The following is a 23,662-nucleotide window of genomic DNA, read 5'->3' as shown; positions in this document are numbered from 1 at the left end:
CGCGGCCGCTTCTAACGGGTCAAGCGTCTGTCTTCCGTTAGAAGTATGGCGTTCCCTCTGGGCGTCCGTCAGATGCCGGCCTTTTCGGGGGTGGGCGCCTCGGCGGGGGCGGCCGGGTACTTCAGCGGCACCTGCCGGACGAACCAGGCGCCGATGAAGGCGATCAGCCCCGCCGCCGAGGCCAGCAGGAACGCCTGGTGCACGCCGCCCGCCACCGCGTGCTCGTAGGCGTCGCGCACGTGGGCGGGCAGCCGCTGCAGGCTCGCCGCGTCCAGCTGGGCCGGGCCGCCGGCCAGGGCGCCCGCGCCGCGCTCGGCCATGATGGCGTGCACCCGGTCGGCGAACAGCGCGCCCGCGACCGAGACGCCGATCGAGCCGCCGATCGTGCGGGCCAGGGACGCGGTGGACGACCCGACGCCGAGGTCCTTCGGCTCGACGCTCTGCATCGTGACCAGCAGCGTGGTCTGCATCAGGCAGCCCATGCCGAGGCCGAGCAGGGCCATGTAGACGCCGGTGGTGAGGCGCGAGGTGCCGGTGTCCATCTGCGACATCAGCGCCAGCCCGGACATGACCAGCGCGCCGCCCGCGACGACGAAGGACTTGTAGTGGCCGGTGCGGGTGATGATCGGCCCGACGACCACGTTCACCGCCACCATGGACAGGGTCATCGGCAGCCCGAGCAGCCCGGCGTTGGTGGCCGACGCGCCCTGCACCGCCTGCTGGAACAGCGGCAGGAAGGTCATCCCGCCGAACATCGCGAAGCCCAGCATGAAGCCGATGACGGTGACGACGGAGAAGTTGGCGTTGCGGAACAGCCCGAGCGGCAGCAGCGGCTCGGCGGCGCGCCGCTCGACGAGGACGAACGCGGCCGCGCCGGCGACGGCGAGCGCGATCAGCCCGAGCACGACCGGCGAGCCCCAGGCGTACTCGGTGCCGCCCCAGGCGGTGACCAGCACGACCGAGGTGGTGACGGTGGTCAGCGTGAGCACGCCCGCCACGTCGACGCGCGCGGACGAGCGGCGCTTCGGCAGGTGCAGCACGGCGCCGATCAGCACCAGCGCGAGCGCGCCGAGCGGCAGGTTGACGTAGAAGCACCAGCGCCAGCCGAGGTGGTCGGTGATGGTGCCGCCGGCCAGCGGCCCGGCGATCATCGCCAGCCCCATCACGCCGGACATCATGCCCTGGTAGCGGCCCTGCTCGCGGGGCGGGACCAGGCTGCCGATGATGGCCAGGGCGCCGACCATCAGGCCGCCGCCGCCGAGGCCCTGCAGCGCGCGGAACGCGATCAGCTGGGTCATGTCCTGCGACATGCCGGCCAGCGCCGACCCGGTCAGGAAGACGGCGATCGAGGTGAGGAAGGCGCCCTTGCGCCCGTACATGTCGCCGAGCTTGCCCCACACCGGGGTGGAGACCGCGGTGGCGAGGATGTAGGCGGTGACCACCCAGGACAGGTGGGCGAGGCCGCCGAGGTCGCCGACGATGCTCGGCATCGCGGTGCTGAGGATCAGGTTGTCGAGCATCGCGAGCAGCATCGCGATCAGCACGGCGCCGATGACGACGTACAGGTTGCGCGCCTCGGGCTCGGGGCTTTCGGGGCCCGTGGTGGCGGGGCCCGTGGTTTCAGGGGGAGTGTCGGTCATGTCGTGTCCCAGCTCTACTTACTTGCCGCCCGGCTAGTTGATGGGGGGAAGGTAACTCGCTAACTAGCCGGGCGTCAAGTAAGTTAAGGGGGCCGACGAAGGAGGACGCCGTGACCGGGACGCGACGCAAGGACACCCGGCAGCGCATCCTGGACACCGCGCTGGAGCTGTTCCTGGAGCGCGGCTACGACCAGACGTCGCTGCGCGAGATCGCCGAGCGGCTGGACGTCACCAAGGCCGCGCTGTACTACCACTTCAAGTCCAAGGAGGACATCGTCGGCGGCCTCGGCGACGAGGCCGGCCGCCGCATCGACGAGCTCATCGCCTGGGGCCGCGAGCAGCCCGCCACGCTCGCCACCCGCCGGGAACTGCTGTCCCGCTTGAACGCCGCGCTGGCCGAGAACGCCCCGACGCTGCGGTTCCTGCAGGAGAACCAGGCGGCGCTGCGCCGGATGCAGAGCGCGGAGACCTTCAAGCAGCGGATGCACGGCCTCGGTGAGCTGCTCAGCGACCCGGACTGGCCGCTCGTGCGGCGGGTGCGGTCGGTGAGCGCGCTGTTCACCGTCTACTTCGGCACGTTCGCGATGGAGGAGCTGGACGACGGCACCACCGCCGAGGAGAAGCGCGCCGCGCTGCTGCAGGTGGCCGGCGAGCAGCTGCTCGCCGCCGACCAGGAGGGGTGACCGGCGCCGCGAAATCTTGTGCGCCGGCTGCTAAAAACGCGTCGCGACGTGTGGCGATGCTGCATTACCCGCTCCCGGGGGTCTGAGGAATTGTCGTCAGCGATCACTTTCCGGCAACCCCCTCCTGGAGTGATGATGAGATTCCGAGCATGTGCCATCGCGGCCGCCGCGACCGCCGCGCTCATGACCCCCCTGGCGGCGTCGGCCGCGTCGGCCGCGCCCACCGGGTGCACCGCCTCCGAGGCCGACATCTACGCCGCCCCCGGCGAGGTCACCGGCAACCCGGGCGAGCTGCTGGCCTGCCGCGAGGTCAAGCTCAGCAACATCCCCGGCGACGTGCCGATGAAGGCGTGGAAGGTCCGGTACGTCTCCACCGACACCAAGGGCGCCAAGAACATCGTGACCGGGACGGTGGCGATCCCGACCGCCGCCTGGACCAAGTCCGGCTCGCGCCCGACCGTGGCGTTCAACCCCGGCACCCTCGGCTCCGGCCCGCAGTGCGCGTTCTCCAAGCAGCTCGCCGGCCAGTACGTCGACATGTACGAGGGCGGCAACCTGCAGCTGTTCCTCAAGGCCGGGTACGCCGTCACCGCCACCGACGGCGTCGGCTACCTCGACGGCCAGGTGCACACCTACGTGATCGGCGCGAACGCCGGGCACGCGCTGCTGGACATCGTGCGCGCCGCGCGCCTGCTGCCCGGCGGCTCGCTGAAGCCCGACGGCAAGGTCGGCATCTCCGGTTACTCCGAGGGCGGCGCCGCGTCGCTGTGGGCGGCCCAGCTCGCCTCCTCCTACGCCCCCGACGTGAACGTCGTCGGCGCGGCGGCGGGCGGCGTGCCCGGCGACCTGAAGCTGGTCGCCAAGCAGCTGAACGGCAGCGCGTTCGCCGGCTTCCTGGCCGACGCCCTGGTCGGCCTGAACGCCGCCTACCCCGAGATGCCGTTCAACGAGCTGATGAACGACGCCGGCAAGCGCGCCGTCGCCGACGTCAGGAAGAACTGCCTGTACGGCACCCTCGCGGTCTTCCTCGGCGCCCGGGTGGAGAACTACACCAAGGACAAGCTGACCCTGGACCAGATCTACAAGCTGACCGGGCCCGGCGGCGTCACCTGGAGCGACGTCGTGGACCGGCAGAAGCTCGGCGTGGACGTCGGCACCGCGGACTCGGCCGCCAAGTACAAGATCGGCTTCCCGGTCTTCCAGTACCGCGGCTGGCTGGAGGAGATCATCCCGCACGAGACCGAGGACGCCACCCGCGCCGCCTACTGCAAGGCCGGCATCAACACCACCTGGAAGAACACCTACCCGACCGAGCACCTGTCGACCGACTGGGGCGCGGCCGGTGACGTGACCAACTTCCTCGGCGACCGCTTCGAGGACAAGCCGGTCAAGTCCAACTGCTGACCATTCCCCCTCAAGAACGCGGCCCGGGCGGGCTCCTCCCTCGTCACCCGCCCGGGCCGCGTGCCGTTCACTGAGCGGCGGCGCGGTCCAGCAGCACCTGGCGCTCGGCCGCGTTGCGGGTGAGCTCGGCGGCGCGCTCGAACTCCGCGCGGGCCTCGGCGGACCGGCCGAGGCGGGCCAGCAGGTCGCCGCGCACGCTCGGCAGCAGGTGGTAGTCCTTCAGCTGCGGGCCGAGGGCGTCGACGATCTCCAGGCCGCGCGCGGGGCCCTCGGCCATCGCGACCGCGACGGCCCGGTTCAGCTCCACCACCGGCGTCGGCGTCTGCCGGACCAGCAGCTCGTACAGGCCGGCGATCTGCCGCCAGTCGGTCTCGGCGAAGGAGGCGGCCTGCGCGTGCGAGGCGGCGATCGCGGCCTGCAGCACGTACGGGCCGGGCGGCGCCCCGATCCGCTGGGCGCGCAGCAGCGCCGCGAACCCGCGCCGGATGAGCAGCCGGTCCCACAGCCCCCGGTTCTGCTCGGCGAGGGGGACGGGCCGCCCGTCCGCGCCGGTCCGGGCCCGGGTCCGCGACGCCTGGATCTCCATCAGCGCGACCAGCCCGTGCACCTCGGGCTCGCCGGGCGCCAGGCCCGCCAGCATCCGGCCGAGGCGCAGCGCCTCCAGGCAGAGGTCGGCGCGGACCAGCGCGTCGCCGGCGGTGGCCGCGTACCCCTCGTTGAAGATCAGGTAGACGACCTCCAGCACCGACGCCAGCCGCGCCGCCCGGTCGGCGCCGACCGGCGTCTCGAACGGCACGTCCGCCTCGGCCAGGGTGCGCTTGGCGCGCACGATCCGCTGCGCCACGGTCGCCTCGGGCACCAGGAACGCGCGCGCGATCTCGTCGGTGGCCAGGCCGCCGAGCATCCGCAGGGTGAGCGCGACGCGCGCCGGGGTGGACAGCACCGGGTGGCAGGCGGTGAACACCAGGCGCAGCACGTCGTCCTCGATGGCGCCCTCGTCCAGGACGGCGTCGAAGGCGTTCTCCTCGACGGTCTCCAGCCGGTGCCCGATCTCGGCGAGCTTGGCCTCGTAGCGCTGCTCGCGGCGGATCCGGTCGATGCCGCGGCGCTTGGCCACGGCCATGAGCCAGGCGCCCGGGTTATCCGGGACGCCCGACTCGGGCCACTGTTCCAGGGCCTGCACCAGCGCGTCCTGCGCCAGTTCCTCGGCCAGTCCGACGTCGCGCACCAGCCGGGCGAGACCCGCGGTGATCCGGGCGGACTCCAGCCGCCAGACCGCGTCGATCGCGCGGCGCACATCCGTAGCCGTCACCCGACAGATGACAGCAGCAGCGCGCGCGCCGCGCAAGGGCGCGGATCAGTCCTCGGGGCCGAAGACCTGCTGGATGACGCCCTTGCCCTCGCCGACGATCGCCCAGAAGCGGCGGGACAGCTCGATGGCCTCCTCGCGGCTGCTCACCTCGATGAGCGCGAAGCCGACGACGACCTCCTTGGCCTCGGCGTAGGGGCCGTCCAGGACCTCCATCTTGCCGCCGGTCGCCTGGACGTAGGTGCCGCCGGGCTCCAGGCCGCCGGTCGCCAGCAGCACGCCCGCCTTGCTCATCTCCTCGATGAAGGCGCCCATCTCGGCCATCATCTGCGGGTCGGGCGGGGTCTGCGCGGAGCTCTCGTCGCCACTGGTCATCATCATGAACCGCATCTGCTTCTCCTTCTCGTCCGGCCCGGTTCCTCCCGGCCTTCACTGACGCGTCGATCGAGGATGACGCCGATCGACACGGCCGGCGAACTTTCTCCGAGATTTTTTTCAGCCGTCGTAGGGACGGCGGGCGCGGGCGTCGCGGAGGGCGCGGGCCCACCAGGTCAGCCGGTCGAGCGTGACCTTGACGTCGGTGTCGCAGCCGGCCGACTCCTTCGGCCAGGAGCCGTCGGCGGCGAACAGCTCCCAGTAGCGGGGCAGCGTGACGCCGTCCCGGATGGCGACCGCGTCCACCTCGGTGAAGACCTGCCGGAGCTGCGCGGCGGCGAGCGCCCCGCCGGTGTCGCGCCCGTAGGACACGATCGCGACGGGCTTGGCCCGCCATTCGGCGTAGTACCAGTCGATGGCGGTCTTCAGCGGGGCCGGGTAGCCGTGGTTGTACTCGGGCGTGATCACCGCGAACGCGTCGGCGGCGGCCAGCCGGGGCGCGAGCGCCCGGACCGGCGCGGGCGGCGCCGCGTCCCCGTGGTCGGGCAGCACGGCGGGCAGCGCCGTCTCGGCGAGGTCGATCACGTCCGGTTCCAGGCCGGGGCGGCGGCGGACGTGCCGGGTGAACCAGCCGGCGACGGTCGGCCCGAAGCGGCCGTCGCGGGTGCTGGCGATGATGACCGCCAGCCGGATGGTGTCGTCCATCTCCAGGCCTCCTTCCTTGTCGGGCCCACCGTGCCGGGGAGCGGTTACGGGATCCTTACGGCCGGTATCCGGGCTATCGTGCCGCCATGCGTTTCGGGATCCTCGGCCCGCTCGCGGTGTGGACGAGCGCCGGCGAGCCCGTCGCGGTGCCGGGCCTGAAGGTCCGCGCGCTGCTCGCCGACCTGCTGCTGCACGAGGGTCGTCCTGTCCCCGCCGACCGGCTGATCGACGACCTGTGGGGAGAGGCCCCGCCGGGCAACCCCGAGGCCGCACTGTCGTCGAAGGTGTCGCAGCTGCGCCGCGTCCTGGAGGACGCCGAGCCTGGAGCGCGCGCGCTGGTGGAGTCGCGTCCCGCCGGTTACCTGCTGCGGACGCCGCCCGCGGAGGTGGACGCCGCGCGCTTCCGGGAACTGGTCGCCGCAGGCGAGCTGGCCGGGGCGCTGGCTCTATGGCGCGGTCCCGCGCTCGCCGATTTCGCCGACGAGCCGTTCACCCAGGCCACGATCACCCGGCTGGAGGAGGCGCGCCTGGCCGCGCTGGAAGACCACGCCGAGGCCCGCCTCGCGCGCGGGGAGCACGGCGCGCTCGCCGGGGAACTCGGCGAGGCGCTGCTGTCCCATCCGCTGCGCGAACGGCTGCGCGCCGCGCACATGCTGGCCCTGTACCGGTCCGGACGACAGAGCGAGGCGCTGGAGAGCCACGAGCGGCTGCGGACGCTGCTGGCCGACGAGCTCGGCCTGGACCCGTCCCCGCAGCTGGCCGCCCTCCACCAGGCGATCCTGCGGCAGGACCCCGCGCTGGCGGCGCCGGCCGGAGCGCCGCTGCGCGACCGGCCTCGCGGCAACCTGCCCGCGCCGCGCTCAGGGCTGGTCGGCCGGGACGACGCCGTCGCCGACGTCCGCCGGTGCCTGCACGACGACCGGCTCGTCTCGCTGACCGGACCCGGCGGCGTCGGCAAGACCCGGCTCGCCCTGGAGGCCGCCGCGGGGCTCACCGGCGCGTTCGCCGACGGTGTCTGGCTGGTCGAGCTGGCCGCCCAGGAGCGCGACGCCGACCTCGCCCCGGCCGTCATGGCGGCGCTGGACGTGCACGAGTCCGGCGGCGGACCGCCCCTGGACCTGCTCGCCGAGGCCCTCGCCCCGCGCGAGCTCCTGCTGGTCCTGGACAACTGCGAGCACGTGGTCGAGCAGGCCGCCGACCTCACCGGCCGGCTGCTGGCGGCCGCCCCCGGCCTGCGGGTGCTGGCGACCGGCCGCGAGCCGCTCGGCCTGCCCGGCGAGACCGTGTGGAACGTCCCGCCGCTGGACGAGGACGGCGCGGTCCGGCTGTTCGCCGAGCGGGCCACCGCGTCCGCGCGCGGCTTCCGGCTGGACGAGGCGACCGAGGGCGACGCCCGCGTGCTCTGCCGCCGCCTGGACGGCATCCCGCTCGCCCTCGAACTGGCCGCGACCCGCGTCCGCGCGCTCGGCGTGCGCGGTCTCGTCGCCCGCCTGGACGACCGGTTCCGGCTGCTGGCGACCGGCCACCGCGGCGCGCCGCCGCGCCAGCAGACCCTCATGGCGATGATCGACTGGAGCTGGGAGCTGCTGGAGGGGCCCGAGCGCGCGGTGCTGCGCCGCCTCGCCGCGCACGCCGACGGCTGCACGCTGGAGGCCGCCGAGGCCGTCTGCGCCGGGCCGGAGGCACCCGAGGAGGAGGTCGTCGACCTGCTGGTGCGGCTGGTCGACCGGTCCCTGGTCGTGATGGCCGACGGTCCCCGCTACCGGCTGCTGGAGTCCGTCGCGGCCTACTGCGCCGACCGGCTCGCCGAGGCCGGCGAGTACGCCGCCGTCCGCGACCGGCACCGCGCGTATTACCTGGACCTCGCCGAACGCGCCGAGCCGCACCTGTTCGGCGGCGACCAGGAGCGGTGGCTGACGGTCCTGGACGCCGAGTCCGCCAACCTGCGCGCGGCGCTCGACGGCGCGCCCGCCGCCGAGGCGCTGCGCCTCGCCAACGCCCTCACCTGGTACTGGTTCCTGCGCGGCCGCTGGACCGAGGCCCGCCGCTCCCTGCACGCCGCGTCGGCGTCCGGCGACGGCCCGCCCGCCACGCGCGCCCGCGCCGCCGCCTGGGCGGCCGGCCTGGCGATGCTCCAGGGCGAAACGGACGAGCGGGACGCGGCGGCACACGGGCTCTTTGAGATCGACAACCCGGGGCAGCGGGCCCGCGCCGCCTGGTTCCTGCTGTTCACCGGCACCGAGTACGACGACGCCGACACGGCCGCCGCGCGGCTGGCCCCGCTCATGGCGGACTTCGCCGCGCTCGGCGATGACTGGGGCGCCGCCGCGAGCCTGGTCGTCAGCGCCAAGCACGCCCACGCGCACGGCGACCCGGCCGCGCTGGAGCGCGACGCCGAGCGGGCCGCCCGGCTGTTCACCCGCCTCGGCGACCGCTGGGGCCGGCTGCAGGCGGCCGAGTGGCTCGCCGGGCACGCCGAGCTCACCGGCGACTACGCGCGCGCCGAACGCCTGCAGCGCGAGGGCCTGCGCCTCGCCGAGGAGCTGCGCCTGTGGCCGCACGCCGCCGTCCAGCTCGGCTGGCTCGGCTGGGTGTCGCTGCTCGGCGCCCGCTATGAGCAGGCCCGCGAGATGTTCGGGCGGGCGCGGCGGCTCGGCGCCGAGCAGGGACATCGGCAAGCGATCGTGTTCGGCGAGTTCGGGCTCGGACTCGCCGCCCGCCGCCTCGGCGACCTGGACGAGGCCGAGGATCGGCTGCTCGACATGCTGCGGTCGATTCCGGCGGCCGAGGACGACGTCCCGCCGCTGTTCCTGCCGCCCGTCCTGGTCGAACTCGGCCACATCGCCGACCTGCGCGGAGACGCTACGCGCGCGCTGACCTATCACCGGGACGCGCTGAAAGCCGCCGTCGTCCTACGTGCACCGCGCGACAAGGCATTCAGCCTGGAAGGGCTCGCCGGAGCGGTCGCCCTGGCCGGTGACCACGCGCGCGCTGCCAGGATGCTCGGCACGGCGTCCCGCATCCGCGACGAGGCGAACATGCCAGCCGGTCCTGCCGAGAGCGCCGACATCGACCGCGCCGCCGCGCGCGCTCGCAAGGGCCTGGGCGACGAGGTTTTCGCCGCAGAATCCGAATACGGCACCGCCATGACGGCCGAAGAGCACCTTTCGGCGGGGTGAACCCCGGGCTGGTTGCGATAAAGCCGCATACGCCATGATCGGGACATGACACGCCCCATTGAACAGTTCGCCGTCGCGGCCCCCGGTGACGGTCCTTATGGGATCACCGCCGGGCCCGACGGCGCGCTCTGGTTCACGCTCGTGCACGCCGGGCGGATCGGCCGGCTGGACGCCGCGCGCGAGGTCACCGTCTTCCCCCTGGCGTCGGCCACGGCCGCGCCCATGTCCATCACCGCCGGCCCGGACGGCGCCCTGTGGTTCACCGAGTCGGGGACGTCCGCGATCGGCCGCGTCGGCACCGACGGCGAGGTCTCCTCGTATCCGCTGCCGACACCGGGCGCGGCGCCGTTCGGCATCACCCCGGGCCCCGACGGCGCGCTGTGGTTCACCGAGATGTCCGCCGACCGGATCGGCCGCATCACCACCGGCGGCGAGATCAGCGAGTTCGAGCTGCCGCTGCGCGGCGGCTACCCGTCGGCGATCGTGACCGGCCCCGACGGCGCGCTCTGGTTCACCCTGAACCAGGCCGACGCGATCGGCCGCGCCGCGCTCGACGGCACGATCGCGATCCACCCGCTGCCGACGCCCGAGGCCGCCCCGGTCGGCCTGGCGGCCGGCCCGGACGGCGCGCTGTGGTTCACCGAGATCGGCGCCGGGCAGATCGGCCGGCTCGTGCCGGGCGACGGCCGGATCGAGGAGTTCGCGCTGCCCGACCCGTCCTGCCGCCCGCACGCCATCGTCGCGGGGCCCGATGACGCCCTGTGGTTCACCGAGTGGGGCGCGAACCGGCTCGGCCGCATCACCCGCGGCGGCGAGGTCACCGAGCACCCGCTGCCGGTCGCCGCCGCCGAGCCGCACGGCGTCGCCGTGGGCCCGGACGGCGCGATCTGGACCGCGCTGGAGATCGGCGCGCTCGCCCGGCTGGAGCCCGTCAGAGCTTGCGGGCCCCGATCGACTGCATGACCGCGGGCCAGGTGCGGTGCATCTCGCGCTTCCAGTAGGCCCAGGTGTGCGAGCCCGGCCCGTACAGGTTCGCGGTGACCGGCACGCCGAGCTTGCGGGCCTGCTCGACGAAATCGCCGGTGGCGCGCCCCACCTGCGTCTCGCTCAGGTAGCGCACGTCCCACGGCGCCCGGCCCGGCTTGTCGTAGGGGCCCGGCTGCCCGTTCCCGGCGGAGACGTAGATCCGGGTGCCGCGCATCTTCGGCAGCAGGCTGAGCGGGTCGTGCGCGACCCAGTTGGCGCGGTCGCCGCTGGGGTCGCCCCAGATCTTGTTGGGGTCGGTGCCCGGCCGGGTGTTGGTGTACATCAGCAGCGACGGGATGCCTGGCGACAGCATCGACAGCACACCGCTGTATCCGGCGGCGTACTTGAACATGCCCGGGTGGCGTCCGGCGTAGGTGATGGCGCCCTGCGCACCCGAGGAGATGCCGATGGCGGCGCGCAGCGCGCCGGCGTGGAAGTTGCGCTCCAGCAGCTGCCGCACCTCGGAGGTGTGGAAGGTCTCCCAGCGCGGGTTGCCGCCCTTGCCGTTGTTGTACCAGTCGGTGTAGGAGCCGTTGGCGCCCTCGGGCATGGCCACGAGCGTGTCGTAGCGGGCCGCGACGGCGGCGATGTCGGTGCTGCGCGTCCAGGACACGTAGGAGTCGTTGCCGCCGTGGAAGGCGTACACGGTCGGCCAGGTGCGGGTCGCCGTCGCGCTCCAGCCGCGCGGGACCAGCACCCGCACCTTGCGGGCGGTGCCGAGCGCGGGGGACTGGACGGTGAGGTCGACGCGGGTCTTCCCGCTCCACACCGCTTCGGTGATCTTGGCGCCGTCGTCGGCGGCGGCGAAGACCGCCTTCTTCTTTTTGACGACGGTCTTGCGCGTCGGGTTCGTGCCGAGCTTCTTGTTCGGGTCCGGCAGCGGCGACGCGCTGCGCTGCTGACCCTCGGGGGCCTCGGACGCCTTCTTCGGCTGGGGCACCGGCACGCCGTTCTGCAGTGCCGCCGGGGCGGGGTCGTCGCCGGCGAGCCCGCGCGGCGCGGGGTCGCTCTGCGGCAGCATGAGCAGCACGGCCGGCGTGATCACCACGGCGGCGATGCTGCCGATGGCGACCAGCGAGTCAGTCCTTTTGCGCACGTTTGTCCCCTCAGGAGTCGCGCAGACTTTACTGGGGCTCCCGCGAACGATGGGGGTTCTTGGGAAAAATGTAATCGTACTGTCAGGAAAAGGCCGGCCGCATCCGGGTGGCCCCCGGACGCCGGGGTATCCGTCCGGACATGAGGAAAGCGATCATCTTCGACGTCGACGGAACCCTGGTGGACACCAACTACCTGCACGCCGTGACCTGGTGGGAGGCGTTCCGGCAGCACGGCCGCACGGTGGCGATGACCGACGTCCACGCCGCCATCGGGATGACCTCGGACCGGCTGCTCGCCCGCCTGGTGCCGGACGACCGCTCCGACGACGACGCCGTCACCGCCGCGCACAGCGCCCTGTACGGGCAGTACCACTCCCGCCTGCAGGCCTTCCCGGGCGCCGCCGACCTGCTGCGCGCCTGCCGCAAGGGCGGCGCCGACGTCGTCCTCGCCACCTCCGCCTCGGAGCACGAGCTGAGCGCCCTGCGCGCCGCGCTGGACGCCGACGACGCCATCACCGCCGCCACCTCCTCCGCCGACATCGAGCGCAGCAAGCCCGCCCCCGACATCGTCGAGGCGGCCCTCGCCCACACCGACGCCGCCGCGGACGAGGCCGTCTTCGTCGGCGACGCGGTCTGGGACGTGAAGGCCGCCGCGCGCGCCGGGATGCCGTGCGTGGCCGTCCTGTCGGGCGGCATCCCGCGCGCGGACCTGGAGGAGGCCGGGGCCGTCGCCGTCTACGACGACGTCGCCGGCCTGCTCGCCGGCCTGGACGAGAGCCCGCTGCGATGACCGTCCAGCGCTTCCCCTTCGCCTTCGCCGACCGCTACCGGCGCCCGCTGGCGCTCCTCGGCGTCCACGAGGGCAGCGCCTACGTCGAGCTGACCGACGGCGAGCTGCGCGCCCGCTACGGCCCCTGGACGCTGCGCACGCCCCGCGCCAACGTCGCCGGCGCCGAGATCACCGGCCCCTACCAGTGGTGGAAGGCCATCGGCCCGCACCTGTCGGCCGCCGACCGCGGCGTCACCCTCGGCACCACCCCGGACCGGGGCGTCTGCGTGCGCTTTCGCACCCCGGTCCGGTGCCTGGAGCCGTTCGGGCTGCTGAAGCACCCCGGCGCCACCTTCACCGTGCGGGACCCCGAAGGCCTCCGCGCGGCGCTGGGCCGGCGGCCCCGCCCTTAGCGGCGCTCGGCCACCAGCAGCAGGAACAGCGGCGACGGGAAGCCCTCGCGCCACCACGGGTCCCGCTCCATCTGCTCGGGCGTCGGGTGGGGCTCGCGCAGGTCGGCGATGACGAAACCGGCGTCCCGGAGCGTTCCAGAATAGAACTCCAGCGGCCGCATCCAGGAGGTGATCATCGAGGGCGACGTCATCCCGTCGACCTGGAAGTACTGGTCCACCGTGCGCGGCCCGAAGTAGCTGGACGCCGGCACGCTCTGCCGCGCGCCCCGCTCGGCGTCCTCCACGTAGAAGCACGGGTGCAGGGTGAGGGCGACGAGCCGGCCGCCGCTCTTCAGCACCCGGCCGAACTCGCCGATCGCGTACGAGGGGTCGGCCAGGTGGCTGAACACGTGGTTGCAGACGACCAGGTCGAACTCGGCGTCCGCGGCCGGCACGTCGTCGACGCTCGCCCGCTCGAACGACACCGCCCCCGGCCCCGGCGCCGGCAGGCTCCGCGCCGCGTCGACCAGGCCCTGGCTCGCGTCGACGCCGAGCACGTCGGCGCCCTGCGCGGCCAGCTCGCGCGCCAGGTAGCCCTCCCCGCAGCCCGCGTCCAGGACCCGCAGCCCCTTGGCGGGACCGATCGCGTCGAGAACGGCCCGGTCGGTCAGCTCCGTGCGGTAGCGGTCGTGGCCGTCCCGGATGACCCGCACCCAGTACTCGGCGTTCGCCTCCCACCGCTCGCGCGTGAGTTCGGCGAACGCCCGGGTCTCACCGTTCATCGGCCCACCATCATCCTTCATCGATCAGCTCATGCCCTTCAGCCGTTTCACCAGCGCGTTGCAGGCTTCCCGGATCCTTCGGTCCCGCTGGCCCGCGCCGCGCCGCTCCAGCGCCGCGACCAGCTCGGCGAGCCGCGACCCGAACGTCGGATCGCGGCGCAGGGCCAGCGGTATATAGGTCGAGACCAGGTAGTACACGTAGGCGTCGTTGTAGCTCTCGATCTCGCGCAGCACTTCCTGCGCCGTATTGCGCAGCAGCAGCGAACTCGGCAGCGTGAAATCGGAGCTGATACGGCCGTCGCGGGTGTAGGTCGGGAAGGACCACTCCTCCAGCGCCGCGTAAATCGGGGTCCGGTCGAGTTCCCGCCGGTACCGTTCGGCCAGTTCCACGTCGTTGGAGCTGATGAGGGCGCCCATCACCACGCCGCGCATCATGAAAGCGGTGCGCCGCTCGGGGCCGTCATGGCTCAGATCCGGATCGGGAGTGCCCGCCACCTTGCTGACCTGGTGCGTCAGGATGTTGAGGGCCAGGATCGAATGGAACGAGTACGCCTTGCGGTTCAGCCGGGGCGCCAGGTCGCGCGAGGCCTCGACCAGCCGGTGCGGATTGAGGAGCAGCCCGTTCTCGTGCGTGTACAGCTCGCCGAGGGCCTGATCCTGCTCCTGCCCCCAGAAACGGGCCAGATAGGAGGACACCTTCTGCGAGGAGTCCCCGCGCACGATGCACAGGGCCGCCTCGAGGGCGTTCAGCAGATGCTGCGGGGCGACCGCCGAGCGCTCCAGCGCGGCCCGGTCGACCGACAGGCCCGCGTCGTCCAGCCGGCCGATCAGCGCGTCGCGCCGTTTCACCAGGGAATGCGCCATGGAGTATTCGGCGATTCCGGGCACGGACGAGATGAGGCTTTGCAGGGACCGGCCGCTGACCCGGTCCAGCCAGCCCGCGTTGTCCCACAACCGGAACACGGTGCTCTCGTCAAGCCCGGAGAAGGCCGCCACATCGGACATGTTCAGCCCGTTGTCACTGGCGATTTCGGAGAGTGGCCTCGGCTCGCTGCCCGCTGTCATGACCCGCCCTGTCAGCGGTATTCAATGGGTTTCCGAGCATAGCGTCCCGATCACCCGTAGTAGGGCAGCACACGAAAAAATCAGACCTTCCCGACGTGGCAGGCGAGGGGGAGCGCCTCGTCCGGCCGCGCGACCGCGTCGACCGGCCGCAGGCCCGCGCAGAGCCCGGCGATCTCGGACCGGCTCCGCGGCACGAAGGGCAGGCCGGCCTCCCGGTAGAGCCCGGTCACCGCCGCCAGCCCGGGCGTCCGCACCGCGTGCGTCAGCACGACATGGCTGCCTGCGGGCAGCTCCCGCAGGAGCCCGGCGACGATCCGGCGCGGCCCCTCCTCGTCGGTGACGAAGTGCAGCACCCCCGAAAGCAGCAGGGCCACCGGCTCGCGCGGATCGAACGTCTCCTTCAGCGCGGGATGCCCCATGATCAGGTGGGGTTCGCGCAGATCGCCCTCGAACGCCACCAGCCCCGGCCCGGTGGCCAGCAGGGCACGGGCGTGCGCGAGCACCACCGGGTCGTTGTCGACGTAGGCCACCTTCGCGTCCGGCACGGTCCGCCGGGCGATGTCACCGACGTTGCTCTCGGCCGGGAACCCGCAGCCGATGTCCAGGAACTGCCGCAGCCCCAGCCTGCCGAGGGCCCGCACGCTCCGCTCGAGGAAGACCCGGTTCGCCCGCACCGTCCGGGAGACCACCGGCGCCGCCCGCAGGACCCGCTCGGCCAGCCCCCGGTCGGCCGAGTAGTTGTCCTTGCCCCCGAGCAGGTAGTCGCACACCCGGGCCGCGTTCGGCGCCGTCGCGCCGACCCCGTAGAGCCCAGGCCGCTCGTCCTGGGCCCACTCGTCCACGCTCAGGACCGACACGGCCACCTCCTGCCCGGCTGTACATCCAAGACGAACCCTGACGCAGCCCGGCCGTCCAGTCACCCCCGCTTGCACGCACGCAAAGCCCCCATTCCAACCTGCGAAGACGTCCCCACAAGCCTCCGAACACCCAGTCAACTCCGCCCCGACGGGCCGGGACGCACGGCCGTTCCCAAGGTGCCGCGCAGGGCCGAAGCGAGTGCGCCGCCTGCCGTTCCTTCGATGTTCCTTTGACAAACACCAATGTCTATTAGAGGCTGTGCCGATGTACACGGCGATCGAAGCGACACTGGTCCAGCAGGCGGGCCCCGTCGAATTGGCGGGCCGCCTCGTGGGTTTCGTCATCATGGCGGGAGTAGTGCTGGTGATCGTGGTCATCACGTCTGCGGTCAAGTCCTCGAACCGCACGTACCGGCCCGGCCAGTACCCGATGCCTCCCGGCTGGACATATGGCGCGGGCCCGCCTGGCCCCTACCACCCCTACGGCCCGGGACCTCGGCACCCCCACGGCCCTGCCCCGCAACAGCCCTATGGGCCGGCCCCGCAACAGCCATACGGCCCTGCTCCCCAGCACCCCTATGGGCCTGCCCAGCACGGACAACCGGCAGCACCGGTGCAGCAACCGCCCCCGTCTCCGCCGCCTACCGCCTGAGATCCCAGGCGGCGAACGCCGGCCGTCCAACGAGACGGACCGCACAGCCAAGGGCGGCCATCTCGCAAAGGCCCCTTCACTGCCTGAAGTGGACGACGCCGCCCGGTGCAGGTGAGCCCGGAAGGCCGTCCACCTCCGCCACATCCGGCAGAAGGCGCGCTGAGCCGGTGACCCGCGCTCGCGGGAACGCATGGGGAACGGAGCGGCGAACGGTCGCACACGACCGCAGGCGGCCGCATGGACGAGCGAAGCCCTGACCAGGTGCTGGTCAGGGCTTCTTTCGTGCTGTTCTTTCCAGTGCCCCCGGCAGGATTCGAACCTGCGGCACCCGCTTTAGGAGGGTGATTTCGGTCGCGGGGCGCTGATCGGCGGCGGCGTGCCGGGTGAGGTCTGCGCAGGTCACACCCCGTTCGCCGTGTGGTCTGGTGGGGGCGCGGTCGGGGCGCCGTGCGGCCGATGGTGCCATCGTCGTGCCATCTGGCATCGGCCGGCACCTCGCCGCCCCGCAGGGCTGCACCTGCACCGCCGGGGCCAAGGGTCGACAGGGCTGTTACTACCGCGCCGCCGCCTGACCTGCGTCAACCCTCTATCTCGACATAACTCGTGTACGACTGATATCGTGGACGACATGGCACCGATCAGAATGACGACCAGCACCATCAAGGTGCTGGAGGTGCTGATGGACGCCGACAGCGGCGACGACATGTCCGTGTACGGACTCGACGTCGTCCGCAAGAGCAGCCTCGGCACCGGCACCGTGTACCCGATCCTGTCCCGGCTGGAGCGGATCGGATGGATCCGCTCCCACTGGGACGACAGCGATACCCCCGGGGCCCGCCGCAAGTTCTACGCCCTGACCGGCGAGGGCCGGGCCGGGATCAAGGAAGCGTTCGCCGCCCGGCCCGGCCTTGTCGCGCGGAGGTTCGCCACGTGAAGCGCGTGACTGCATTCCGCGAGGCAATCACAGCGTCGTGGGACCAGCCCGACGCCCTTGTGGAGGCGCTCTCTCGGGCGTCCCCTTGGGAGAAGCGGATCATGAAATGGGGAGCACTCCTTGTGTTCCTCGCAGGCCCCTTTGCCCTGTGGGGCCTTCTGGAGCCCTCTGGCAACGTCAGCAGCATCGCGGTCATTCCGTTTTGCGCCGGTGTGATCATGACGCTGGGGGTTGAGGGGCGCGTCATGAACAGGGAACTGTTCAGCGCGTCCAGCACTCTGGCAGGTGCCGGTGTTCTGGCCCGGATCGGTGCGGCGCTCGCCGCCGAGCCGGGACGATACGCGGAATGGCGGGAGCACCTGCTGACCATCCGCGACGAGGGGCGGCTCGCGCTCCTCGCGGCCGGGTGCGAGCAGGTGAAGGCCGGCTTCATCAGCCGCATCGAATGGTTCTGGCGGGACGTCACTCAGCGCGCGGTGCGGTGGGTGCTGAGGTCGAACGGGCGAACCTGGTCGCTCGTCGCGTGCACCATCGCGTACATCGTCGGCGACGTGGCGCAGACCAGCATCGGGGTCGCGCTGGTCCCGCTCATCAGCCTGTCGTGGACCGCATCACAGGCGGTGCCGTGGCTGCGTGACCGGCTGGACGCGCACCCGCCTAAGCGGAAGCCGGACCAGACCAGCTAAGCCAGCAGCAGACGCCCGCCCTCGGTTTCTTCGGGGGCGGGCTGTTCTTACTTGATTGTCGTCCCCAGGTGCTGCAATAGGACGGTGACCAACTTGTACACCAAGAACGGCAGACCATTGCAGGTCGCCGGCGGGAAGGTCTACTCCCGCAGAGGCCAGTACCTCGGACAGATCAGCGGCGGCAAGATCTACGACCCCCAGGGCCGCTACGCAGCCACGATCGTGAACGGCCGTGCTGTCTACCGCAGCACGGACAGCGCCACCCTGAGCGGCCCTTCTCTAGGGGGCGGGCGCGCTGGATCAGCGCAGGCGAACGCGGCAGCCTCCGCGATTTGGGGGAACGAGCCGAACTTCCCAGACTGACGGGTCCCGGCTAGGAAGCAGAGCCGGACACGCAAACGGCCCGCCCTCGAAGATAGTGAGGGCGGGCCGTTCCGTGTGCAGGCTAGCGGGAGTCGCGCTCTGCGCCTTTGCCCGTCCCTGCTTCGATCTGTTGCGCGTCTTGGCGTACGCCTTCGAGTCCGCATCAAGAAACCGCTTTGATACTGCGGTTACGTCTATCTGACCTGCGTCGATGCGGGCTGATTACTCCGTGATGGCACATCGGCGAAGGGTTGGACGTGAGGCGTCCGGGCGCCCGTCGGCGGCTCATGCCGGCCGGACGATGGCGAGGCCGTCTTGGTGCCCGGCCGCGGCGGCGAGCGTGCGGCATGTCGGGCAGGCGTTGGGGCCGCGGCGGCAGACGGCCTTGTGGGTGCGGCATGGCCCGCACGCCGGTTCGCCGTCATCCGGCCGGGACAGAGCGCCGCCGGGGCGACCGTGCGGGCACTCGGCGGGCATCGCGCGCACGGCGGCCGTCCGGGACGGCGAGACGGTACGGGCATCCTCGGCTGCGGGCGGGCGGCCGGGCGGACGCCGGTCGTCAAGGGCGTCGGGCTCGTCGGTGGGGACGGCGGCGGCGAGGGCCTCGGCGACGGTGCGATGCTCGGCGCGGAGCGCGGGCGGCCAGAGCTGCTCGTCAAGGACGAGCTCATCGCCACCCGGCTCGTCGTGCTCGTCATGGGCGGCGTCGCTGGCGCGCTGCTCGGCGGCCAGGGCGGCCGTCACCAGGTCGGCGAGATGTCCCTCGGCCATGCCCGCCAGGTAGCCGACGACGTTGGCGATGGGGCGGCCGGCGCGTTCGGCGCGGCCGTGGACGACGGCCAGGACGTCGCCGATGACGCGGTCGGTAAGGGTGGCGCCGTAGCGGGAACGCAGGTACTTCTCGGCTTCGCGGTGCTGCGCTGATCGATCGATCTTCTTCTGTTCTTCTCCCTGATTTCCTGATTGCGCGCCGGGGGGTGGCGAGACGGCACGACCTGCGGTGTCGTCGCGTCCGGGCTGGTCGAGCCGTGTCGCCGACGTGTGGCGGAACGGTGCGGCCTGCGGGTTCGTGGTGTCGCTGCTGGTGGGGCCGTCCCGCCGGGAGGCGGCGAGCGGTTCGCAGCCGGTGCCGGTGAAGATGCCCAGCTCGGACCGTCTCGCCGGGGTACGGCGGGACGGCGGGACGGCTGGCGCTCCGTTTGCCTCACTGCCAGCGGGAGCGGTCTGCGGGGTGTCATACAGGACGCTACGGGTGGTGACCTTGCCGTCGGTGCCGCGGACGCGCTCGCGCACGAGGTAGCCGTAGCGGCGTAGTTCGGCGAGCTGGCGGCGGACGGCGTTGCGGCTGTCGGCGGTGTGGTGGGCGAGGAATTCCTCGTCGCTGCGGAAGCCGTCGGCGTGGCTGAGCATCTGCACCGCCAGGCCGCGAGCGCCGTTGGTCAGGCGCTCGTCGCGGGCGAGGGTGTGCGGAATGCGCGTCCAGCCGGGTGTGTCGGTGCGAATGGTGGTGGTCAATGCGCTGGCCCCCCGTGGGCGCGCTGAAGAGAACGCATGGCGGTCCGCCAGGTGTGGGTGTGGAGTCGGCGACGCGCGCGGGCGCGGCTGTGACGAGGTGAAGGGCGTCAGCGGGAAGAGGTGCTGACGGGTATGTGCGCCGGCCTACTCAGCGGCGTCGGTGTCGCTCTCGTTCGTCAGGACGATGCGGCGGATCTGCTGGCGCGTGTAGCCGGTCGCCTCGCTGATCTCTTTCTGGAGGACGCCGTCTTTGCTGGCCTCGCGGATCGCTTCGGCGAGCTCCTTGCGGAGGATGTCCGTTCGGGTCTCGGACTCCCGGAACCGGCGCGCGAGGTGCTCCAGCGATCGCTTATCCACGACACCTAGTGTTCCATGTCTACTCATGGAACTAGATGTTACATAGATGCGCAGTAAATTGCTAGCTCAGAGCGCTTGACGATGGAACATGATGTTCCCTAGAGTGTGGGCATAGGCAGTCAACCGGCCCACAGGGAGCGTCCGTGAAGATCGCGAAGCTGATCGCCCGCACCGCCCGCCGCGTCGTCCGCGACGTGACCGACGCCCCCCGCGTCTCCCGCGAGCTGCGCACCCTGCGCGCCGCCACCCCGGCCCGCGTCCCCGCGCCCCTCACCGCCGGCCAGATCAAGGGTGAGGTGCCCGCGGTCGCCGACATCGAGGCCGCCGCCCGGCAGTTCGAGCAGGCCCGGACCGACGCCAACGCCGCGGCCCGTGCCAAGCGCGCCGCCGAGAAGATCCTGAAGCGCACCCCGGACGGCCAGTACGGCGCGGTCGTCGTCGAGCGGTTCGAGTCGTCCCGGCAGGTCGCCGACCTGGACGCCATCCGCACGCTGTTCGCCGAGCACGGCCTCGGCGACATCCCGATGAAGTCGTGCGCGCCGTCGCTGGCGCTCACCTTCACGGCGGCCGACACCGGCACCGAGCCCGCCGAGAGCGTGCTCCAGCTCGTCCCCGCCGCCTGACCCGCCCGGCCAGCTTCACCTGCTCGACGGCTCCCGCCACCCCATTCGCGGGGTGGCCCGCACCCGCCAATCCCCTATCAGAACACCGGCCGCAGCAGACGTCCCGAGCGTCCGGGCCGCGATCGGACATGGAGGTCCGACACGATGAAAGCCTCGACGAACACCGACCGAGCCGCGGAGGCGGCCGGGGTGAGCAGCAGCGCCGTGCTGGCGCGCATCCGCCAGACCCGCGACCTGCTCGCCGAGCGCGCTGGCGACGCGACCGCGCTGGAGTTCCTGAAGTTCATGTGCGCCGTTCTCGACGGCGAGGTGACCGGCGAGCAGGTCCCCACGGGTGCCGAGCGGTTCCGGGTGGCGCTGGCTGGCGCCGTCAGCGAGGCCCGGTGAACGCCGCGCGCGTCGCGCAGCTGCGCGAGCTGGAGACCCACACCGCCGCGAACCTGGCCGCGGTGCGCGCCGCCCTGGCCGCCGAGCAGCAGCCGACGCTGCAGGCCGTGCCGAGCGTCCTGGCGACGGCCGTGGAGCTGCACGGGCTGGACGGGTGCGAGCCCATCGTGGCCGCGCTCGTCTCCGAGCTGCAGCGCGACGGCGGCCGGCGTCTCGCCGCCCGCGCGGATGAACAGGCCCGGCAGGAAGCCGCGCGCCGTGCGGCGTTCCGCGTGCTGCGCGGCGGCCTGAGCGACTCGCCCCATTAGAGCAAGCGGCCCCCGCCGCGGCGACCTCACCGCCCGGCGGGGGCCTGGACCCGACCCCTTAGGAGAGCGAACCCATGCAGAACAGTAAGCCCCCCACGCCGGTCTCGCGGCCGACGCTGGCGCCGTGCCCGGTGCCCTGGTGCCAGGAGCACCACCGCAGCGCGCTGTCGCTGACGCACCGCGCCGACATCGGCCACGTCACCGTGCACGGTGACGAGCAGCTGACGGTCGCGCTGGCGTTCACCGAGTCGCTGCCCGCGCCCAGCGCCCGCCCCGGCAGCCCGGCCGGCAGCCCGGGCGAGGTGCCCGGCATGACGACGGTCGGGCCGGCGGTGACGTTGCACTGGAGCGACCTGCCCGGCGACGGCACCGGCCAGGCCGGGCCGGACGGCCTGGACCTAAAGCCGGTCGAGGCGCTCGACCTCGCGCAACTGCTGATCGCCGCCTACGTCCGGCTCGACGGCACCGGGCAGGAGAACGGCCGGTGACCGCCCAGACGATGGCCCACGCTGCGGGGGCGGGCTGCCCGCCGTGGTGCGTCTCCGACCATGCCGGCGACCGGGGAGTCCTCGTTTACCGCGGCAGGCCGGTGAACGTTGACACCCCGTCCGGGTGGCCGGTGCAGGTCGTGCCGGTGCTGGAGGTCCTCGCCGAGGGCGCGCCGGAGTGGGCGTCGGCGCGTGGCCCGATGGCGGCGGTGTTCGGCCGTGGTGTCACGGCGTACCTGTTCCTGGAGGGCTGCGGCGCCGAGGCGTTCGCGTCGATCGCCGAGCAGTGCGGGAACGACGCCCTGGCGGTCGCGGTGCGCGACACCCTGGCCGCCGCCCGTGGCGAGACGGCGGTGACGTCGTGATCCGCTCCCTGGCGCTGCTGGCCGCCGTGCTGGTGCTGCTGGACACCGCTCTCACCCTGCCCGAGCCGTTCCCCACGCTCGCGCTGCTGGTCGCGGTGGCGACCGTGGGCGCGGTGGCGTGGGCGCTGGCCGGGCTGATCTTTCCCAGGAGGGACCGTTGAACTCCGCGAAGCTGTGGGCGACCGGCGCGTTCGGGCTCGGCGTGGCCGTGTCGATCTCGGCGAACGTCGCGCACACCTACCACCCCGGCGCCGACGTCATCGCCGCCGCGCACCAGGCCGGCGGCTATGTGCCGCCGATCGGCGCGCAGGTCGCCGCCGCGTTCTACCCGCTGGCGCTGCTGCTGGTCGTCGAGCTGCTCGCCCGCATGCCGTGGCCGGGCGGCTGGTGGTGGCGCCTGGCGCGCTACGGCGGGACCGGCCTGGTCGCCGCGGTCGCCGCCGTGGTCTCGTACCGGCACATGGCGGCGTTGCTGGCCGCCTACGGCGAGGACGAGCTGACCTCGCGGATCGGGCCGGCGGCGGTCGACGGGCTGATGGTCGTCGCGTCGTTCGCGCTCTTGGCCCTCGGCCGCGAAGCGACCACAGCGACCACCCCGGCCGAGGCGCCAGCCGAGCGCCCCGCGCTTCCCGCGGTGGCTGACGAGACGGCCGACCCCGGTACCGATGATGCCCCCGCCGAGCAGGAGGAGCGGGGCGCGATCGGGCACGGGTCGGCCACCTGGACGGCGTGGCCGCTGCCCGCGCTGCAGGTGGCCGACGACGACGCGGCCGGCGCGGTTCCGGGGGTGGATCTCAGCCACCCCGGCCGCCGGGTGGCCGACGACGGCCACGCAGGTCACGACCCCATCCGGTCCCTGGCCGACGCCGTCCGGTCGGCCAGCGCGTCGGGGCTGTCGCGGCGGCGGATCGCCGAGGAGTTCGAGATCTCCCGGCATCGGGTCAACAAGATCCTCGGCCCCGAGCTTCAGCCGGAGATGGCGGGCGCGTCGACGGCGCGGCCGATCAACGGCCACCCGGTCGACCACCCGCCCGGCACCGACGACCTGACCGACGCCTGACGTCGCGTCCGCGCCCCCGCGCACCGGTGCGGGGGCGTCACGGGACGGCAGAGACGGTCCCAACCGATAGCCCGGCCCCGGGCTGCACCTCTCACAGCTCGCCCGGGGCCGGCCCTCACCAAGGAGGAACCCTCATGGTCTCGCAGGAGACGCTCCACAAGGCGACCGTCCCCACGACGGCCGGTATCGCCGAGGCCGCCGTGCACGCGGCGGGCGTGGCCCCGGCCTACGGCCGCACGATCGAGTACGTGGCCGCCGCGCCCGAGGCGCCGGCCGCCCCGGCCGCCGCGCCCAACCCCGTCATGGCGGCGGGCGGCGCCGTCCTGGTGGTGCTGCTGCTCGGCTTCTACCTGCACACCCAGCTCAAGTCCAAGAAGGCGCGGGTCCCGCACGTCCTGGCGGCCTTCACCATGGGCGTGCTGCTGGCCGGGTCGGTGCTCGGCGCGGTGGCCCTGCAGGCCAGCAACACCGCCGGCGCGTCGCTGACGCAGCTGCTCACGACGGTGACCGGCACCCCCGGCGGCGGAGCGCCGACCGGTACCCGGTGACCCGCCGGCGGCCCCGGGACGGGCGGTCCGCCCGCCCGTCCCGGGGCCGTCTCAGGGGCCCGTCTCACGCCCTGTCTCACGACCCCGTCTCAC

The 23,662-nt window shown here is 72.8% G+C and carries 27 protein-coding genes; 17 read left to right on the top strand and 10 right to left on the bottom strand.

Going from position 1 to position 23,662, the window contains the following annotated elements:
- Positions 1-68 precede the first annotated feature (68 nt).
- The gene (locus tag ACRB68_RS11065; protein WP_153531981.1) at positions 69-1,640 is read right to left on the bottom strand and encodes an MDR family MFS transporter; all 1,572 of its coding nucleotides are present in this window, start codon (positions 1,638-1,640) and stop codon (positions 69-71) included.
- Positions 1,641-1,750: 110 nt separating this feature from the next.
- On the opposite strand from ACRB68_RS11065, the gene ACRB68_RS11060 reads away from it, so the two are divergent.
- The gene (locus ACRB68_RS11060) at positions 1,751-2,323 is read left to right on the top strand and encodes a TetR/AcrR family transcriptional regulator (protein WP_328594019.1); all 573 of its coding nucleotides are present in this window, start codon (positions 1,751-1,753) and stop codon (positions 2,321-2,323) included.
- Positions 2,324-2,458: 135 nt separating this feature from the next.
- Positions 2,459-3,727, top strand: a complete 1,269-nt coding sequence (locus ACRB68_RS11055) for a lipase family protein (protein WP_153531980.1) — start codon at positions 2,459-2,461, stop codon at positions 3,725-3,727.
- A gap of 67 nt (positions 3,728-3,794) precedes the next feature.
- On the opposite strand, the gene ACRB68_RS11050 is transcribed toward ACRB68_RS11055, so the two are convergent.
- The 3 genes from ACRB68_RS11050 to ACRB68_RS11040 form a co-directional block, all read right to left on the bottom strand.
- Entirely contained in the window at positions 3,795-5,039 is a 1,245-nt protein-coding gene (locus ACRB68_RS11050; RefSeq protein ID WP_328594018.1) for an RNA polymerase sigma factor, read from the bottom strand.
- A 45-nt stretch (positions 5,040-5,084) separates the two neighbouring features.
- Positions 5,085-5,426 (bottom strand): YciI family protein, encoded by a 342-nt coding sequence (locus ACRB68_RS11045; RefSeq protein WP_153531978.1) that lies wholly within the window; start codon positions 5,424-5,426, stop codon positions 5,085-5,087.
- A gap of 105 nt (positions 5,427-5,531) precedes the next feature.
- Positions 5,532-6,116 carry an NADPH-dependent FMN reductase gene (locus ACRB68_RS11040; RefSeq protein ID WP_153531977.1) on the bottom strand — a complete coding sequence of 195 codons (585 nt, stop codon included), beginning with the start codon at positions 6,114-6,116 and terminating at the stop codon, positions 5,532-5,534.
- An 86-nt stretch (positions 6,117-6,202) separates the two neighbouring features.
- On the opposite strand from ACRB68_RS11040, the gene ACRB68_RS11035 reads away from it, so the two are divergent.
- Together ACRB68_RS11035 and ACRB68_RS11030 are read left to right on the top strand one after the other, a co-directional pair.
- On the top strand, positions 6,203-9,295 hold the full coding sequence (locus ACRB68_RS11035) for a BTAD domain-containing putative transcriptional regulator (protein WP_153531976.1): 3,093 nt from the start codon (positions 6,203-6,205) through the stop codon (positions 9,293-9,295).
- 45 nt (positions 9,296-9,340) lie between these two features.
- Complete coding sequence (locus ACRB68_RS11030; RefSeq protein ID WP_153531975.1) at positions 9,341-10,258, top strand: Vgb family protein; 918 nt, start codon at positions 9,341-9,343, stop codon at positions 10,256-10,258.
- Here ACRB68_RS11030 and ACRB68_RS11025 read toward each other — a convergent pair.
- Complete coding sequence (locus ACRB68_RS11025) at positions 10,227-11,417, bottom strand: alpha/beta hydrolase (protein ID WP_153531974.1); 1,191 nt, start codon at positions 11,415-11,417, stop codon at positions 10,227-10,229. The two genes, ACRB68_RS11030 and ACRB68_RS11025, sit on opposite strands and share 32 nt — an antisense overlap.
- Positions 11,418-11,557: 140 nt before the next feature.
- Here ACRB68_RS11025 and ACRB68_RS11020 point away from each other — a divergent pair, with 140 nt between their 5' ends.
- Complete coding sequence (locus ACRB68_RS11020; RefSeq protein ID WP_153531973.1) at positions 11,558-12,208, top strand: HAD family hydrolase; 651 nt, start codon at positions 11,558-11,560, stop codon at positions 12,206-12,208.
- Positions 12,205-12,600, top strand: a complete 396-nt coding sequence (locus ACRB68_RS11015) for a hypothetical protein (RefSeq protein ID WP_153531972.1) — start codon at positions 12,205-12,207, stop codon at positions 12,598-12,600. Before ACRB68_RS11020 ends, ACRB68_RS11015 begins: the two co-directional genes overlap by 4 nt.
- Here ACRB68_RS11015 and ACRB68_RS11010 read toward each other — a convergent pair.
- The 3 genes from ACRB68_RS11010 to ACRB68_RS11000 all read right to left on the bottom strand — a co-directional run bounded on the left by ACRB68_RS11010 (position 12,597) and on the right by ACRB68_RS11000 (position 15,283).
- On the bottom strand, positions 12,597-13,361 hold the full coding sequence (locus tag ACRB68_RS11010) for a class I SAM-dependent methyltransferase (protein WP_194293247.1): 765 nt from the start codon (positions 13,359-13,361) through the stop codon (positions 12,597-12,599). The two genes, ACRB68_RS11015 and ACRB68_RS11010, sit on opposite strands and share 4 nt — an antisense overlap.
- Positions 13,362-13,385: 24 nt before the next feature.
- Positions 13,386-14,426, bottom strand: a complete 1,041-nt coding sequence (locus ACRB68_RS11005; RefSeq protein WP_153531970.1) for a hypothetical protein — start codon at positions 14,424-14,426, stop codon at positions 13,386-13,388.
- An 80-nt stretch (positions 14,427-14,506) separates the two neighbouring features.
- The gene (locus ACRB68_RS11000) at positions 14,507-15,283 is read right to left on the bottom strand and encodes an SAM-dependent methyltransferase (protein WP_194293246.1); all 777 of its coding nucleotides are present in this window, start codon (positions 15,281-15,283) and stop codon (positions 14,507-14,509) included.
- A 1,280-nt stretch (positions 15,284-16,563) separates the two neighbouring features.
- Here ACRB68_RS11000 and ACRB68_RS10995 point away from each other — a divergent pair.
- The 3 genes from ACRB68_RS10995 to ACRB68_RS10985 all read left to right on the top strand — a co-directional run bounded on the left by ACRB68_RS10995 (position 16,564) and on the right by ACRB68_RS10985 (position 17,918).
- The gene (locus ACRB68_RS10995; RefSeq protein WP_153531968.1) at positions 16,564-16,869 is read left to right on the top strand and encodes a PadR family transcriptional regulator; all 306 of its coding nucleotides are present in this window, start codon (positions 16,564-16,566) and stop codon (positions 16,867-16,869) included.
- On the top strand, positions 16,866-17,555 hold the full coding sequence (locus ACRB68_RS10990; protein WP_153531967.1) for a hypothetical protein: 690 nt from the start codon (positions 16,866-16,868) through the stop codon (positions 17,553-17,555). The genes ACRB68_RS10995 and ACRB68_RS10990 overlap by 4 nt, the downstream gene beginning before the upstream one ends.
- A gap of 84 nt (positions 17,556-17,639) precedes the next feature.
- A complete protein-coding gene (locus tag ACRB68_RS10985; RefSeq protein WP_207709625.1) occupies positions 17,640-17,918 on the top strand; it encodes a 4-fold beta flower protein in 279 nt (92 codons plus the stop codon).
- A gap of 285 nt (positions 17,919-18,203) precedes the next feature.
- Here ACRB68_RS10985 and ACRB68_RS10980 read toward each other — a convergent pair whose 3' ends face one another.
- On the bottom strand, positions 18,204-19,433 hold the full coding sequence (locus ACRB68_RS10980) for a helix-turn-helix domain-containing protein (RefSeq protein WP_153531965.1): 1,230 nt from the start codon (positions 19,431-19,433) through the stop codon (positions 18,204-18,206).
- 144 nt (positions 19,434-19,577) lie between these two features.
- Entirely contained in the window at positions 19,578-19,790 is a 213-nt protein-coding gene (locus ACRB68_RS10975; RefSeq protein ID WP_153531964.1) for a hypothetical protein, read from the bottom strand.
- Positions 19,791-19,933: 143 nt separating this feature from the next.
- Here ACRB68_RS10975 and ACRB68_RS10970 point away from each other — a divergent pair, with 143 nt between their 5' ends.
- From ACRB68_RS10970 to ACRB68_RS10935, 8 genes are all read left to right on the top strand, one after another.
- Complete coding sequence (locus ACRB68_RS10970) at positions 19,934-20,413, top strand: hypothetical protein (RefSeq protein WP_153531963.1); 480 nt, start codon at positions 19,934-19,936, stop codon at positions 20,411-20,413.
- Between the two features lie 144 nt (positions 20,414-20,557).
- Positions 20,558-20,800, top strand: a complete 243-nt coding sequence (locus ACRB68_RS10965; RefSeq protein ID WP_153531962.1) for a hypothetical protein — start codon at positions 20,558-20,560, stop codon at positions 20,798-20,800.
- Complete coding sequence (locus ACRB68_RS10960; RefSeq protein WP_153531961.1) at positions 20,797-21,108, top strand: hypothetical protein; 312 nt, start codon at positions 20,797-20,799, stop codon at positions 21,106-21,108. Before ACRB68_RS10965 ends, ACRB68_RS10960 begins: the two co-directional genes overlap by 4 nt.
- Before the next feature lie 74 nt (positions 21,109-21,182).
- Positions 21,183-21,596 carry a hypothetical protein gene (locus tag ACRB68_RS10955; RefSeq protein ID WP_153531960.1) on the top strand — a complete coding sequence of 138 codons (414 nt, stop codon included), beginning with the start codon at positions 21,183-21,185 and terminating at the stop codon, positions 21,594-21,596.
- A complete protein-coding gene (locus ACRB68_RS10950; protein WP_153531959.1) occupies positions 21,593-21,961 on the top strand; it encodes a hypothetical protein in 369 nt (122 codons plus the stop codon). The genes ACRB68_RS10955 and ACRB68_RS10950 overlap by 4 nt, the downstream gene beginning before the upstream one ends.
- Positions 21,958-22,122 (top strand): hypothetical protein, encoded by a 165-nt coding sequence (locus ACRB68_RS10945; RefSeq protein ID WP_153531958.1) that lies wholly within the window; start codon positions 21,958-21,960, stop codon positions 22,120-22,122. The genes ACRB68_RS10950 and ACRB68_RS10945 overlap by 4 nt, the downstream gene beginning before the upstream one ends.
- Entirely contained in the window at positions 22,119-23,021 is a 903-nt protein-coding gene (locus ACRB68_RS10940; RefSeq protein WP_153531957.1) for a DUF2637 domain-containing protein, read from the top strand. The genes ACRB68_RS10945 and ACRB68_RS10940 overlap by 4 nt, the downstream gene beginning before the upstream one ends.
- Positions 23,022-23,155: 134 nt before the next feature.
- Positions 23,156-23,569 (top strand): hypothetical protein, encoded by a 414-nt coding sequence (locus ACRB68_RS10935; protein ID WP_153531956.1) that lies wholly within the window; start codon positions 23,156-23,158, stop codon positions 23,567-23,569.
- Positions 23,570-23,662: the final 93 nt, after the last annotated feature.

The organism is Actinomadura macrotermitis (assembly GCF_009604375.1).
Taxonomy (GTDB): Bacteria; Actinomycetota; Actinomycetes; order Streptosporangiales; family Streptosporangiaceae; genus Spirillospora; species Spirillospora macrotermitis.
Note: the sequence above shows the minus strand (reverse complement) of the source record. Positions and strands in the feature narration are given on the sequence as shown.

Excerpts from the sequence above, each read along its gene's own strand:
- ACRB68_RS11065 (WP_153531981.1), bottom strand. The coding sequence starts at position 1,640 with ATGACCGACACTCCCCCTGAAACCACGGGCCCCGCCACCACGGGCCCC.
- ACRB68_RS11055 (WP_153531980.1), top strand. The coding sequence starts at position 2,459 with ATGAGATTCCGAGCATGTGCCATCGCGGCCGCCGCGACCGCCGCGCTC.
- ACRB68_RS11045 (WP_153531978.1), bottom strand. The coding sequence starts at position 5,426 with ATGCGGTTCATGATGATGACCAGTGGCGACGAGAGCTCCGCGCAGACC.
- ACRB68_RS11040 (WP_153531977.1), bottom strand. The coding sequence starts at position 6,116 with ATGGACGACACCATCCGGCTGGCGGTCATCATCGCCAGCACCCGCGAC.
- ACRB68_RS11035 (WP_153531976.1), top strand. The coding sequence starts at position 6,203 with ATGCGTTTCGGGATCCTCGGCCCGCTCGCGGTGTGGACGAGCGCCGGC.
- ACRB68_RS11030 (WP_153531975.1), top strand. The coding sequence starts at position 9,341 with ATGACACGCCCCATTGAACAGTTCGCCGTCGCGGCCCCCGGTGACGGT.
- ACRB68_RS11020 (WP_153531973.1), top strand. The coding sequence starts at position 11,558 with ATGAGGAAAGCGATCATCTTCGACGTCGACGGAACCCTGGTGGACACC.
- ACRB68_RS11015 (WP_153531972.1), top strand. The coding sequence starts at position 12,205 with ATGACCGTCCAGCGCTTCCCCTTCGCCTTCGCCGACCGCTACCGGCGC.
- ACRB68_RS11010 (WP_194293247.1), bottom strand. The coding sequence starts at position 13,361 with ATGAACGGTGAGACCCGGGCGTTCGCCGAACTCACGCGCGAGCGGTGG.
- ACRB68_RS11005 (WP_153531970.1), bottom strand. The coding sequence starts at position 14,426 with ATGACAGCGGGCAGCGAGCCGAGGCCACTCTCCGAAATCGCCAGTGAC.
- ACRB68_RS10995 (WP_153531968.1), top strand. The coding sequence starts at position 16,564 with ATGGCACCGATCAGAATGACGACCAGCACCATCAAGGTGCTGGAGGTG.
- ACRB68_RS10965 (WP_153531962.1), top strand. The coding sequence starts at position 20,558 with ATGAAAGCCTCGACGAACACCGACCGAGCCGCGGAGGCGGCCGGGGTG.
- ACRB68_RS10955 (WP_153531960.1), top strand. The coding sequence starts at position 21,183 with ATGCAGAACAGTAAGCCCCCCACGCCGGTCTCGCGGCCGACGCTGGCG.
- ACRB68_RS10935 (WP_153531956.1), top strand. The coding sequence starts at position 23,156 with ATGGTCTCGCAGGAGACGCTCCACAAGGCGACCGTCCCCACGACGGCC.